General features: G+C 39.6%; 13 protein-coding genes. 4 read left to right on the top strand and 9 right to left on the bottom strand.

All coding sequences use genetic code 11. From position 1 onward, the window contains the following. Entirely contained in the window at positions 1 to 555 is a 555-nt protein-coding gene (locus Q1R07_RS02125; protein WP_300485513.1) for a hypothetical protein, read from the bottom strand. A 169-nt stretch (positions 556 to 724) separates the two neighbouring features. Between Q1R07_RS02125 and Q1R07_RS02120 the strand changes: the two genes are divergently transcribed. Further along, complete coding sequence (locus Q1R07_RS02120) at positions 725 to 1,885, top strand: iron-containing alcohol dehydrogenase (RefSeq protein WP_300485510.1); 1,161 nt, start codon at positions 725 to 727, stop codon at positions 1,883 to 1,885. An 87-nt stretch (positions 1,886 to 1,972) separates the two neighbouring features. Here Q1R07_RS02120 and Q1R07_RS02115 read toward each other — a convergent pair whose 3' ends face one another. Next, entirely contained in the window at positions 1,973 to 2,851 is an 879-nt protein-coding gene (locus tag Q1R07_RS02115) for a nicotinic acid mononucleotide adenyltransferase (protein WP_300485506.1), read from the bottom strand. Between the two features lie 160 nt (positions 2,852 to 3,011). Between Q1R07_RS02115 and Q1R07_RS02110 the strand changes: the two genes are divergently transcribed. Further along, positions 3,012 to 4,007 carry an NAD(P)H-dependent glycerol-3-phosphate dehydrogenase gene (locus tag Q1R07_RS02110; RefSeq protein ID WP_300485503.1) on the top strand — a complete coding sequence of 332 codons (996 nt, stop codon included), beginning with the start codon at positions 3,012 to 3,014 and terminating at the stop codon, positions 4,005 to 4,007. Positions 4,008 to 4,231: 224 nt separating this feature from the next. Beyond that, entirely contained in the window at positions 4,232 to 5,209 is a 978-nt protein-coding gene (locus Q1R07_RS02105) for a TerC/Alx family metal homeostasis membrane protein (protein ID WP_300485501.1), read from the top strand. A gap of 78 nt (positions 5,210 to 5,287) precedes the next feature. Here the strand turns inward: Q1R07_RS02105 and Q1R07_RS02100 are convergent, their stop codons facing one another. The 5 genes from Q1R07_RS02100 to Q1R07_RS02080 all read right to left on the bottom strand — a co-directional run bounded on the left by Q1R07_RS02100 (position 5,288) and on the right by Q1R07_RS02080 (position 10,960). After that, entirely contained in the window at positions 5,288 to 8,101 is a 2,814-nt protein-coding gene (locus tag Q1R07_RS02100) for a GH92 family glycosyl hydrolase (protein ID WP_300485498.1), read from the bottom strand. Positions 8,102 to 8,170: 69 nt separating this feature from the next. Then, positions 8,171 to 8,578 carry a hypothetical protein gene (locus tag Q1R07_RS02095; protein ID WP_300485495.1) on the bottom strand — a complete coding sequence of 136 codons (408 nt, stop codon included), beginning with the start codon at positions 8,576 to 8,578 and terminating at the stop codon, positions 8,171 to 8,173. Positions 8,579 to 8,637: 59 nt separating this feature from the next. Further along, complete coding sequence (gene pheS / locus Q1R07_RS02090; RefSeq protein WP_300485492.1) at positions 8,638 to 9,657, bottom strand: phenylalanine--tRNA ligase subunit alpha; 1,020 nt, start codon at positions 9,655 to 9,657, stop codon at positions 8,638 to 8,640. A gap of 102 nt (positions 9,658 to 9,759) precedes the next feature. Beyond that, positions 9,760 to 10,116, bottom strand: a complete 357-nt coding sequence (locus Q1R07_RS02085) for a hypothetical protein (protein ID WP_300485489.1) — start codon at positions 10,114 to 10,116, stop codon at positions 9,760 to 9,762. Between the two features lie 7 nt (positions 10,117 to 10,123). After that, the gene (locus Q1R07_RS02080) at positions 10,124 to 10,960 is read right to left on the bottom strand and encodes a hypothetical protein (protein ID WP_300485487.1); all 837 of its coding nucleotides are present in this window, start codon (positions 10,958 to 10,960) and stop codon (positions 10,124 to 10,126) included. 21 nt (positions 10,961 to 10,981) lie between these two features. Here Q1R07_RS02080 and Q1R07_RS02075 point away from each other — a divergent pair, with 21 nt between their 5' ends. Then, the gene (locus Q1R07_RS02075) at positions 10,982 to 11,515 is read left to right on the top strand and encodes a CvpA family protein (RefSeq protein WP_300485484.1); all 534 of its coding nucleotides are present in this window, start codon (positions 10,982 to 10,984) and stop codon (positions 11,513 to 11,515) included. 21 nt (positions 11,516 to 11,536) lie between these two features. On the opposite strand, the gene Q1R07_RS02070 is transcribed toward Q1R07_RS02075, so the two are convergent. Continuing rightward, positions 11,537 to 12,307 (bottom strand): hypothetical protein, encoded by a 771-nt coding sequence (locus Q1R07_RS02070; RefSeq protein ID WP_300485481.1) that lies wholly within the window; start codon positions 12,305 to 12,307, stop codon positions 11,537 to 11,539. Between the two features lie 183 nt (positions 12,308 to 12,490). Beyond that, the gene (locus Q1R07_RS02065; RefSeq protein ID WP_300485478.1) at positions 12,491 to 13,234 is read right to left on the bottom strand and encodes a tetratricopeptide repeat protein; all 744 of its coding nucleotides are present in this window, start codon (positions 13,232 to 13,234) and stop codon (positions 12,491 to 12,493) included. Positions 13,235 to 13,236: the final 2 nt, after the last annotated feature.

Here is a 13,236-nt window from a genome sequence, read left to right as displayed (position 1 = left end):
TTAATGTTGCTCTTCATCCAGACAATTGGATTTACAAATACTAAAAAACATCGCCCAGTTACTACCCGGAAAGTTCTCCCCTTTTGCCCAGGCGGTTTCACTTTGACCCGGTCTGGACACTTCGGCATGTGCTGCAATACAAAAGCAATCGCCTAATCCAGACTTAGCAATCGTATACACCACCTGTTGTACTCCCGAAGGGTTATTTGTAGCCAATGGGAATTTCCCCGGAATCGGGTTTCCGGTTTTGGTTTGTGGAATCAGATTACAATCGCCCACATACAAATGCGTTGCCTTTATCTTCCAGTCATTTATCGCATTGTAAATTACATACACATTATTCGCATCCATTTTTACATAAACATTCCCGGCAAGGTAAAATTGACCCGCCATCAGATCGGTAGTATAACAGGCGTTGGAAACATCAAAAACAAGATTTTCTGTTTTGTTCATTTCAGAATCCGGAGTATTGGAAACAACCGGTTCGTTTTCGCAGGCAGCCATTAACAACAAGGCGCTGCAAAATAGCAGTGAGCGTACTATTGTTTTCATCATCAACTATTTAATTGGTTATACACAAATTTACACACAAACATTCAAATACTTAAAAACCAGAGCATTATATCGACAACGCTATTAAAACAACCGACAAACGGCAGTTTATTTTATCATTATATTAACGTCATTTGCTAGCGCGTTAAATACCTTTGTTAAAAAATATACTATGTTAAACTTCGAATTATATAACCCGACCAACTTAATTTTTGGGAAAGGGCAAACGGAAAAACTAGGTCAGTTGGTTCCGAAAAACAGCAAAATTTTACTGGCTTATGGTGGCGGAAGCATCTTTAAAAACGGTGTTTACGATCAGGTTAAAGCCGCTTTAGAAGGTTTTGAAATCGTAGAATTTGGCGGTATCGAACCGAATCCGCGCTACGAAACCCTGATGAAAGCCGTAACGGTAATCCGCGAACAAAAACTGGATTTTATTCTGGCTGTTGGTGGTGGTTCGGTTATCGACGGTGTAAAATTTATATCGGCTGCCGTACATTTCGACGGAAACCCAATGGAAATCCTTCACAAAAGATTATTGATCAAAGAAAATGCAATGCCGTTTGGAACGGTATTAACCTTACCGGCTACAGGAAGTGAAATGAACTCCGGAGCGGTAATCACGATTAACGAAACACAGGAAAAACTATCGTTTGGCGGTTCGGCTTTATTCCCTAAATTTTCCATCTGTGACCCTACGGTTATTGCGTCCTTACCAAAACGTCAGTTACAAAATGGTGTGGTTGATGCCTTTACCCATGTTATGGAACAATACCTTACCTATCCGCACGACGCTTTATTACAGGATCGTATCGCCGAAGGTATCTTACAAACCTTAGTCGAAATCGGACCGGATGTGGTAGAGAATCCAACCGACTATAAATTGGCAGCCAACTTTATGTGGAGCTGTACGATGGCTTTAAACGGATTAATCCAAAAAGGAGTTCCAACCGATTGGGCAACGCATATGATCGGACACGAACTAACCGCCTTATACGAAATCGATCATGCCCGAACACTGGCTATTATCGGTCCGAACCTATACCGTGTGCTGTTTGAAACCAAAAAAGAAAAATTAGCACAATACGGCGAACGCATCTGGAATGTAAGCGGCGAAACCGTAGAAGAAAAAGCCACTCAGGCAATCGAAAAAACCGTACAATTTTTCCATACGATGGGAATGGATACCAAAATTTCCAATTATACCACCGACTATGAAAAAACAGCCGATTTTATCGTAGACCGTTTTCAGGAAAGAGGATGGAAAGCCATGGGCGAACGTCAGAACATCACCCTTGAAAAAGTACGCGAAATCGTAGAAATGAGTTACTAATCCTTTCCGAATGCTAAAAAACGAAAGGCGCTCCCGAAAAATCTGGAGCGCCTTTCTTCACCAAAAACAAAAAATAGTAACTTATTTTTAACTTAACTTGAGTTCCTCCTGTTTAACACGCTTTAGTCCGCCTTCTTTAAGGTACTGGATAAATCCTCTTCCCTGAAATTCGTAGGTCGTACCCGAAGCCTGATGAAACAATCGAATTCTACTGTCATTAATAACGGTTAATCGAAACGCTTCATTGCCCCAGAAATCATAATCTAATGTTAAAGTTTTCGCATAGGCATTTCCCGGCACATTATAGATTCCGTAGCCTCCTGTAAAATCCCAATAAATGTTATTTACCGGTGTTCCGGAAGCATCCTGCGACGATCTGAAATTATTTCCACTGGATAAAAACTGAACAAAGTTTTCATGATCAAAATCGTTTAAAGCACCATACTGACTGGTATATACTTTTTCCCAGGCTTTGTATTCCTGTAGGAAATAGGTAATGTTATCGTAAAACAAACGGTTGTAATCAAATCCGTTTCGTTGGTAACCGACCAGATAATAGGACGTATTCTGATTTCGGTCGTACAAACGGATTTCATTCGCACTCAATCGGGTTACTTCCAGATTATATTGTCCGTAGACATTGTGAAAAAATCGGATGGCATCCGGATAAAAATCATAATAACCCACATTTATTCCATAGCCGTTTCCGGTAGAACCGATTCCGACCAGGTTGTTATTGGCAAAAAGATTTCCGTTGACAAACGAGATCGTAAAAGCCCGTGACAAAAACGGAATATCTCCGTTTCCGGTTGTCCGGTCATAATCCACATACCATAATTCATAACGATGCATCAGTTGTGGAAGTGTTTCATTTCCGCCAACATAACCGTCGTCATAGTTAATAGAACAAGACGATAACAGTATGGGTGCGATTAGTAAAGCTAAAAGTAATTTTATCGTTTTCATAACTTCGGGGTTTTGTTATAACACGATAACCAATTTGCGTGCCACTTTTCTTTTTCCGGATTTTCGAATCGGATTTTAACAGTGGGAAGCACTTTTGCAGCCTATACTTTGTACTTCCTATGTTTTTAAGTACATTTGGATTCATAAATTAAAATCGATAATGAGTGACCATCCAAAATTTGCAGTAATAGGCGGGGGAAGTTGGGCTACGGCCATTGCAAAGATGTTATGCGTAAACCTTTCGGAGATAGCGTGGTACATGAGAAGTACCTATGCTATCGAACATATCAAACAAAACAGACACAATCCGAATTACCTGAGTTCTGTTGAATTCGACACTACTAAATTACTTTTAACCAACGACATAAACGAGGCGGTTGCTTATGCCGATTATGTGATTTTTGCCATTCCATCGGCTTTTTTAAGTGGTGAACTGGAAAAACTAACGGTTAGCCTTGAAAACAAGATCATTTTTTCGGCGATTAAAGGAATTGTTCCGGAAACCAGTCTGATCGTTGGCGAACATTTCCATAAAACCTATAATATTCCATACGACAATATTGGCGTGATTACCGGTCCGTGTCACGCAGAAGAAGTGGCTTTGGAGCGTTTATCGTATCTGACGATTGCTTGTGGCGATATGAAAACCGCCAAGGTAATGGCTAAAAATTTGAACAGTCATTATATTAAAACCAAAATTTCGGACGACATTGTCGGTACCGAATATGCCGCGATGCTAAAAAACATCTACTCCATTGCCGCCGGAATTGCACACGGTTTGGGCTATGGTGATAACTTTCAGGCTTTATTGATGAGCAATGCCATCCGCGAGATGAAAAAGTTTATCAAGAAAGTACACAAAATGAAGCGCAACATCAACGATTCGGCTTATCTGGGCGACTTACTGGTAACCGGATATTCTGTTTTTTCCCGTAACCGGATGTTTGGAAACATGATTGGAAAAGGCTATACGGTAAAATCGGCGCAAATGGAAATGAGTATGGTTGCCGAGGGTTACTATGCGACTAAAAGTGCCCATAAATTAAACGAAGAATACAAAGCCAAAACGCCAATTATAGATGCCGTTTACGATATATTATACGAAGGAAAAGAACCTAAAAAAGTATTTAAAAAACTGACGGAAAAATTGGATTAAAAAATTTTATTTTTACCCGTTTACGCTAAAAATACCGTTCTCAGAATCCTAAAAAGACTTTAAACTGTTGACAACCAGTATTTTAAAATCTTTTTAGGATTCTTTTTTATTTGTAAACACATACAAAACAAACAGCATAACCTTTTCAAATACAACAACTTACATTCTTTTCCCTTGGGTAAAAAAAGAAGTCTTATTTTCGCAAAAACTAAAAAAAACCAACAATGGATCATTTAATCAATCATCCGGGTATTCTAACCGCTTTTTCCATTATTATTTTTGTCATGTTGCTACTCGATCTTGGTGTTTTTAACAAGAAGAGTCATGTGGTTTCCAACCGCGAAGCACTTATCTGGTCTATCGTATGGATCTCGCTGGCCATGGGCTTTAGCGGGGTTATTTATTACTTTATGGGATTGGAACAATTCACCCAGTTTCAATCGGCCTACTGGATCGAAAAGGCGCTATCGGTCGACAACCTCTTTGTGTTTATTCTCGTTTTCGGATTTTTTAATGTTCCGAAAGAACTACACCACAAAGTACTTTTTTGGGGAATCATTGGTGCGTTAGTATTCCGGGCGATTTTTATTTTCACCGGTGTGGAATTGATCAACATGACCTACTTACCGGAAATGGATCTTTTTGGTCATGCTGTCCGAATTAATGTAGTGTTGTCTATTTTTGGTATTTTCCTGGTTATTGCCGGTATCAAATCCTGGTTTGCCGAAGATGGTGACGACGGTGACAAAGATTTTACCAAAAGTCCCGGTGCCCGATTAATCCATCGCTTTTTTAAAGTGAGCGAAAACTACGATGGTGATAAGTTTTTCACGATTGAAAACGGAATCAAAATGGCGACACCGCTATTGGTAGTCGTTGCAGTAATCGAATTTACGGATCTTATTTTTGCGGTCGATAGTATTCCGGCGATCTTCGCCATTGCTCCGGACGATCCTTTTATTTTATACACGTCGAATATATTCGCGATTTTAGGCCTTAGAGCGCTTTATTTTCTTTTAGCCAACTTCATGTATATGTTTAGCCGATTAAAGTACGGATTGGCCGTTATTTTGAGTTTTATCGGTATTAAAATGCTTATCTCACCATTCTTTCATATTTCCTCGCCGGTTTCTTTACTAATCGTAGGTAGTATTTTGATTTTATCGGTTGTGGCTTCACTACTTTTCCCTGTAAAAGAGTAAAAAAAGAATTTTATATATACTATAACACCTGACAGGTTTTCGAAACCTGTCAGGTGTTTTTTATTTAGACAAGTGTTTTTATTTTATCTGAATTTCATCAATAAAAATATAGGCATCACCACCCGCACCCTGATGCCATTCCGGTAATTTCCCATAATTATAGGCTACTATTTTCACATAACGCGCCGTACTGTTTTTCAACCCTGCTTTAAACGAACGGATCGTCACGTCTGTATTTTTAGCATCGAGCGTATTAGTTACCGTAGCTACCGGTTTAAAGTTTATATTGTCGTCCGAAAGGAAATACTCCACCTTAACCGGCATTAGAATCCAGGCGCGGCTATCCTGTAAAAAACGAGCATCGATTTGCGAAACCGATTGTACTTTTTTCAGATCGATCACCGCTTCAAAATTTTGTCCCTGATAGCCTTGCCAATCCCCTTTTCTCCAGTTTTCGGTACCGAGAATTCCATCTATCAATCCATCCGGTCCGCCGGCGTGGTATTGCGGATGGTTTTTCGAAGCAATGTTCACCGTCCAATCGTTTTCTTTTTTAAAGTACGATGCTTCTACAGTCGCACTTTTCTTTCCGTTATTTTCGGCATAGGCACGAATAACCGTCGATTTTCCAATCGTAACCGGTTTGGTATACGGAACGAATTGCTTTTGCGAAGCGGAACTATCCGAATAATACAATTTATCCTCCTTATTTCCGGAACGAATCGTGATGGTTTGTTTGTCTTTAAACGCTTTGCTTTCAGCTTCAATTACCGGAACCGGCACGATCTTATCCGACGCACTGGTATTCACTACTACAACATCCGCATTCAATCCCAGATTTTCAAGGCTGTCTGCTGTTGTTTTTTTGGTAATGGTTCGTGTGGTTCCATCTTCCAGATGAATCAGTACTTTATCAAAATACGGTGTGGTTGTACTCCATACCGGTAGTCCCGGTGTAACCGCATAAATCCCCATACTACTCAAAACATACCAGGCACTCATTTGTCCGCAATCTTCATTTCCGATCAATCCGTCCGGGGTATTTTTATAGAACGTATCCAGAATGTATTTTACTTTTTCGGCGGTTTTTTCCGGCTTTCCAATCGCATTATACAAATACGCCATATGATGACTCGGCTCATTCCCATGTGCATATTGTCCGATCAAACCGGTAATATCGACCTGTTCCCTGCCGGTTGTTTCCGAAGGTGCCACAAACATCGCGTCGAGTTTTCCCTCAAACGCATCCTTCCCGCCATAGGCTTCAATCATACCCGGAACATCCTGTGGCACAAAAAAGGAATACTGCCAACTGTTTCCTTCGGTAAAATTGTTGTTCACTTCCCTCGGATCAAAAGGTTTGTCCCAACCACCGTTTTTCTTCGGACGCATAAACCCGGTCTGATTGTCAAAAATATTTTTCCAGTTTTGCGAACGCTTGATAAAATAATGATAGTCGTCTACTTTGTTTAACAACATCGCCATTTGCGCGATACACCAGTCATCGTAGGCATATTCCAGCGTTTTGGAAACACTCTCGTGTTCGTCGTCAATGCTGATAAAACCATTTTTTTTGTAGGCCTCCAATCCCAGGTGATCCAGCATCGCACTATGTTTGGCTGCCTGAAACGCTTTTTCATAATCAAACCCTTTGATTCCTTTTGCCATCGCATCGGCGAGTACCGAAACCGAATGATACCCGATCATACAATCGGTTTCATTGGAGGCCAGTTCCCAAACCGGCAAACGACCGCCCTGCTCGTATTGTTTGATAAACGTATTGCAATAATCGGCTGTTCTTTTTTTATCAATAAGCGTGTACAGCGGATGCGCACCCCTGAATGTATCCCAAAGCGAAAAGACGGTATAATACTCGAACCCTTCGGCTTTGTGTAATTCGTTGTCACGTCCGCGATACAGCCCATCCACATCCATAGCGATGTTGGGTTGCATCATGGTGTGGTATAATGCGGTATAGAAAATTGTTTTTTTGTCTTTATCGGAAGTTGTAATTTCAATTTTGGATAGCTCTTTATTCCAAAGGGTTTCCGCCTGTTTTTTTACGGCATCGAAATTCCAGTCGGGCATTTCGGCCAGCAGGTTTTTTTTAGCACCTTCATAACCCGTAGGCGATAACGCTACTTTTACCAGAATCTTTTCCCCTTTTTTTACTTCTTTCGAAAAGCTTATCGCCAGTTGGGATCCGGCAAAAAAAGTATCGGTATTTTTGGGTGGTGCGAATCCGTTATTGCGGACATTGGTAATTTGCATCGGCACGCTGAATACCATTCGTGCATACACATATTGATCCCTTGCCCAGGCTTCACTTCTGCGAAGGATTTCAATGGTTTGGTTGTCGATTATCCGAACATCGCCCATTAACAATTTGTCGCGATGGTTCAGATCCAGAATAATATTTGCCTTACCCGATTGATTAAACGTATATTCCTGTAAGCCTACACGAGTAGTAGCGGTTAAGCGGACATCAATATTGTGGTTATCGAGTTTTACGGCATAATAGCCAGCCGATGCTTTTTCATTTTTATGCGAAAAAGGCGAGCGATACTGATCACTATTTAGTTTCGGTTTCCCCATAGTAGGCATCAGCATGATATCGCCAAAATCGGAAACTCCGGTACCGTTTAAGTGGGTATGTGAAAAGCCATAGATAACCGAATCGGAATAATGGTAACCGCTACATCCGTCCCAACTACCGTCGATACGGGTATCGGGCGAAAGCTGTACCATTCCAAACGGAACCGTTGCACCGGGAAAGGTATGACCATGACCTCCGGTTCCTATAAAAGGATTTACGAATTGTGCGTAGTTATTTTTTTGCGAAAACAGCGTGGCTGTCTGTAGTAAAAGGAAGCAAAAAAGAATCTTTCTCATGCGGATGGTGCTGTAAATTTTCCATAAAGTTGAAAAATTTTCGCGAACAGACCAATTTCCACACCAAAATTACTTCCCTAAAATCCCTCTTTTTGTCAACACCGGAAGATCGACTAAAGCTTTATCATTAATCGTATTGGTACGGAAGACATAGGTTTTATCGAATAATTTCCCATCCTGAAAATAGGTTACCATAAACTCATTGTTCAATTGCAGGACATTGTTTTCCAGCAATTCGATTTTAACAGACGCGTTTGGCGCTACTTCTTTAAAAGCGTGACGGAAGGTTCCGGTTTTACGGTCTTCTCCGTTTATTTTCCCATAGGCTCTGGAAACCACCAGTGCCATTTCCAATTTTACATCGCTGTCGTTAATCAGGTGGGCATACCATGAATTTTCCATAAAGTCGTCGTTCCACTCCTGAATAGCGGCTACATAAACATTTTCAACTTTTGGGATCGTGATATCTTTTTTCATTTTTTAACGGGGTATAATAGTGTAAAAGCGAATAGTGTGACCTATTCGCTTTTTATTTTTTAAATGCTGGATTTGAATTGTTCTAAGAATCGGACGTCATTTTCGTAGAACATACGAATGTCTCCGATTTGGTATAACAACATGGCAATTCGTTCGATACCCATACCGAACGCGAATCCGTTGTATTTATCGGCGTCGATTCCGCAGTTTTTTAAAACGTTCGGATCAACCATTCCACATCCCATGATTTCCAACCAACCGGTACCTTTGGTGATACGGTAATCGGTTTCAGTTTTTAATCCCCAGTAAATATCCACTTCGGCACTTGGCTCGGTGAATGGGAAGTACGATGGACGCAGACGGATTTTCGATTTTCCGAACATCTCTTTTGTAAAATACAACAAGGTTTGTTTTAAGTCGGCAAACGAAACATTCTGATCGATATACAAACCTTCCACCTGATGAAAGATACAGTGTGAACGGGATGACACCGCTTCGTTACGGAACACTCTTCCCGGAGAAATGGTTCGGATTGGCGGTTTGTTATCTTCCATATAACGCACCTGAACGGACGATGTATGGGTACGCAATAAGATATCCGGATTGGTCTGGATAAAGAACGTATCCTGCATATCGCGCGCCGGATGGTATTCCGGTAAATTTAACGCGGTAAAGTTATGCCAGTCGTCTTCGATTTCCGGACCTTCGGAAACGTTGAATCCGATATTGGAAAAAATATCAACAATCTGATTTTTCACAATTGAAATCGGATGGCGTGATCCGATCACCAAGGGTTCACCCGGACGAGACAAATCGCCGTAAATGCCTTTGGTTTCTTCTTTGCTTTCTAAAGCATCCTGAATGGATTTTACTTTATCTTCCGCGGTTGTTTTCAGCAGGTTAATCACCTGACCGAATTCTTTTTTCTGATCGTTGGGAACATTTTTAAATTCAGCAAACAAGTCTTTAAGAAGGCCTTTGCTTCCTAAGAACTTGATACGGAATGTTTCCAGGGTTTCTTTATTATCTGTAGTAAAAGCCTGCGCTTCGCCAATGTATTCTTTTATCTTATCAATCATCGTTCTATCAATAAAGGGCAAATTTACGGATTTTGGATTCAGCTTCTACAGCTTTTGCCGATTAATTTACCGGTAAATTGTGCCTTTTGTCCATTTTTTGTTTTATTCGATCAATCCTTTTTCGAGGAAATAATTCACAATGGCCTCTTTCATCAACACCGATTGTTCGCCGGCTTTTAAGGGCGGCAATTGTTCTTTTACCGTATAATGCGGCCAGCCGTCTTCATCAAAAAAAGAAAATTCATAGTAACCATAAGGCTCCAACAGACGACAGATCGCGATATGCATCAGATTGATCTTTTCGTCTTTTTTGAATTTTGTTTTAATTTTTCCCAGTTCCTGAACGCCGATCAGGTAAATGATCGCGTCCAGATCCAACATTTCGCCATCGGCAAAACGTTCGGATAATATCTTGACCAGCGTATCCCAACGCTGTTTTAATTGTTCGTCTCTTGACACTTTTTATTTATTGAATTTTTTTATATTCTATTATCGTTTTAGTAAACTGAGTACTCGTACTTGCAAACGTTTTTATAATCTCCGTTGGAAAGCCCCCTTCATTGTATTGCATTTCATAATAAATCGTCTCGATAGGCTCCGTACTCGTTTCATTTGCATATTGTTCCTCTTTGGTGACACCGTTTTTACTATGCATATCCATGGATCTATAATTTAGCATATATTTTAAATACGGATTCATATCACTCAAAGGATTCTTTTTATCATCGTAGAAATACCTGCTCTTTATTTTATTCGTCTGACCTAAAGCAGAGGTCAGTTTTTCTATCCGATTACCATTTTGATCGAATGTAAGCTCCTGAAGAGAAGTTGCATTACCCGATGTTATTTTTATGGTTTTCAAAACGTCATTTTCATAAGAAAGCGCTGTTATTCTATTTCCTGTGGTGGAATACATATGTACCAGGTTATCCCCGCTATAACCCACTGTTGCACTGCTTCCAAGGCCAAAAACATGATTATCAGCTATATAAAATCGTTCGATTTTATTACCTGCATAGCCAAAACGTCCAACAAGTTTGTCTCCGAAATCTGTTATTTTATCCAACTCACCAGTATCTTCATCATAACTGAAATATATAATACTCGTATCAAAAATTTGAGAATTATAATATCTGAATTCTGTGATTTTTTTTATTCTGTATTTTGGCGTACCATTACCGGTATTACCATTATCACCACTAGCACTATCATCACTCGAACACCCAATTGCAGCTATACATAAAACTGCTAAAAATATTTTTTTTATCATAATTAAGGTTGTTTTTCGTTTTTTTGCAAACATAACAAATTTATATTAGCCACTATGTCTTTCTTTGATATTCTACTTGCCGCTGTTTTACTCTACGGATTTATCCAAGGCTTTCGCCAGGGATTATTCACCGCTTTTGCTTCCCTGATCTCTTTGATTGTGGGCATTATTCTGGCTATCAAATTTTCGCATTTGGTACGTTCGGTTATCGAAAATCATGTTTCCTGGAATCCGAAATATATTGAAGTAACCGCCTTCGGACTTACGTTTGTCCTCGTTGTTGTGGGCATAATCCTGCTGGCCAAATTATTTACCGGAATTGCCAGTTTTGCTCAGATGGGTTGGCTAAATACAATTGCCGGGGGACTTTTCGGAATCTTAAAAATGGCTTTAATCCTGAGTATATTACTGAATCTTTTCCAGAAAATCAACATCAATAATTATTTCCTTTCGCAGGAAACGATGGATAATTCGTTGTTTTACAATCCGATTCAGAAAACCTCACAACTGATTTTCCCAAGTGTTCAGGAATGGTATGAGGACTTTAAAACGATCGATGCCGACAAAGAGACTTCATCGGCATCGTAATCATTACTTTGACGGGTTATTTTAATTATAGCTAATAACTATTTTAGACAATAACGACTGATTTGCATCGTTAACTTTTCGGATTTCGGTTGGATATCCTGCCGGATTGTATTGTATCTGATAAGACGTTGTCCCTACAATATCATTAGATGCTGCGCTGGCATAACGTTGTTGGGTAATTCTGTTGTTTTGATCCATTGGATTAAAGCTTTCGAATTCCAATAGATATTTTAAATACGGATTCATTCCTGAGAAAGGATTTTTCTTATCATCGTGAATATATCTGCTTTTAGATACGGTAGGTGTATATTTTGAAGAAGATCGCACTTCTACCACATTGTTTTGATCAAAAGCATATTCTTCTCCTTCGTAAAAGTCCCATTGGTTATTATTGTACGTTGATACGGTGTTGGATTTTAAAACGTCATTTACATATTGGTATTCTGTTTTTTCTCCTTCGTTAGCTACCCGTATCAGTTTCGCACCATCGTATGTTACCGAACTGGCTGCAATAAGTTGATTGTTACGATATGTATTCATTTGGGTGATTTTATCGCCCGCGTAAAGAAAATCTATTTTTACATTGTCTGCTGTATAAATAAGGCTCTTTAGTATATTGCCTTCATAGACAAAATTTCCGGTTTTTGTAAGCGTTGTAGAACCTCCGTAATTTATTATTTCCGTAATGTTCTTAATTTTTAATCCGGATGATGTTCCGCTGGCGTCGCTACTGCTGTCACTTGAACAAGCCGCTAAGCTTACACATAAGACTGCAAAAAGTATTCTTTTCATTGTTTTGTTTTTGTTTGTTTATTTTTCACAAACGTATGAAATTTCACCAGTCTTCCAACAAAACTTTTAAAATTTTACTCATTCCGCTACAGCCACGAGGCTTTGTCGAATAATCATATCTTTTGTAGGACAGAAAAATATTGGGAATAAAAATGCCGGTAGTAGTACCGGCATTTTATATGATTATTTAAGTTCTTTAATAGCATCTTTTTCGATCCAGCCTTCCGTATCATCAGTCAGTTGGATTTTCCGCCAGTTATCGAGCGATTCGAGAACAAAGACTTTAGCTCCTTCATGTAATACAAAGGCATCTGAAGCAGTTGCTTTGGGCTCACTTTTTACCGGAACAACCTCAGCAAAAACAATAGCCGGTCGTTCGCTGTTATAATTATCTTTTTCCGCAATAGCCGCCGATACACTGATCAGCATCGACAATAACACAACAAACATTCCGAAGAAAAAGATTCGCTTTACCACGGTTTGACTGGCAAAATAATAGCCAATAAAACACAATAGGAAAAAAGCAGACGATCCAACGGCAATCCACGCCCATTCTTCATAATGGAATACGTCCAACAGATCGTTAATCATTTTGGAAAAACCTACTTTCGGCACGACTTTAATCTCATCGATGGTCATTTTTTGTGCAAAATGCAGGTTTGTCTGCGCCGCATGATCTTTCGGATTTAGCAACAACGCCTTTTCATAATTGTAAATAGCCGGTGCTACTTTATGCATCTTATAATAGGCATTTCCCAAGTTAAAATACAACTCGGCCGATTGTTTTCCGGATTGAACCACCTGTTCATAACTGGCAGCTGCCTCTTCGTATTTTTCTTTTTTATAGAAATCATTTCCTTTATCAAAAGCAGTCTGTGCCCAAAATACCTGGGAAACTAAAAGGACGATATACAATAGCTTTTTCATAG

The sequence above is a fragment of the Flavobacterium sp. genome, assembly GCF_030146175.1.
In the GTDB taxonomy this organism is placed as follows: domain Bacteria; phylum Bacteroidota; class Bacteroidia; order Flavobacteriales; family Flavobacteriaceae; genus Flavobacterium.
This window is presented reverse-complemented; position numbering and strand designations above follow the sequence as displayed.

What these genes read in the sequence shown, in the direction of transcription:
- Q1R07_RS02125 (WP_300485513.1), bottom strand. Translation starts at nt 555, where the DNA reads ATGATGAAAACAATAGTACGCTCACTGCTATTTTGCAGCGCCTTGTTG.
- Q1R07_RS02120 (WP_300485510.1), top strand. Translation starts at nt 725, where the DNA reads ATGTTAAACTTCGAATTATATAACCCGACCAACTTAATTTTTGGGAAA.
- Q1R07_RS02115 (WP_300485506.1), bottom strand. Translation starts at nt 2,851, where the DNA reads ATGAAAACGATAAAATTACTTTTAGCTTTACTAATCGCACCCATACTG.
- Q1R07_RS02110 (WP_300485503.1), top strand. Translation starts at nt 3,012, where the DNA reads ATGAGTGACCATCCAAAATTTGCAGTAATAGGCGGGGGAAGTTGGGCT.
- Q1R07_RS02105 (WP_300485501.1), top strand. Translation starts at nt 4,232, where the DNA reads ATGGATCATTTAATCAATCATCCGGGTATTCTAACCGCTTTTTCCATT.
- Q1R07_RS02100 (WP_300485498.1), bottom strand. Translation starts at nt 8,101, where the DNA reads ATGAGAAAGATTCTTTTTTGCTTCCTTTTACTACAGACAGCCACGCTG.
- Q1R07_RS02095 (WP_300485495.1), bottom strand. Translation starts at nt 8,578, where the DNA reads ATGAAAAAAGATATCACGATCCCAAAAGTTGAAAATGTTTATGTAGCC.
- pheS (WP_300485492.1), bottom strand. Translation starts at nt 9,657, where the DNA reads ATGATTGATAAGATAAAAGAATACATTGGCGAAGCGCAGGCTTTTACT.
- Q1R07_RS02080 (WP_300485487.1), bottom strand. Translation starts at nt 10,960, where the DNA reads ATGTTTGCAAAAAAACGAAAAACAACCTTAATTATGATAAAAAAAATA.
- Q1R07_RS02075 (WP_300485484.1), top strand. Translation starts at nt 10,982, where the DNA reads ATGTCTTTCTTTGATATTCTACTTGCCGCTGTTTTACTCTACGGATTT.
- Q1R07_RS02070 (WP_300485481.1), bottom strand. Translation starts at nt 12,307, where the DNA reads ATGAAAAGAATACTTTTTGCAGTCTTATGTGTAAGCTTAGCGGCTTGT.
- Q1R07_RS02065 (WP_300485478.1), bottom strand. Translation starts at nt 13,234, where the DNA reads ATGAAAAAGCTATTGTATATCGTCCTTTTAGTTTCCCAGGTATTTTGG.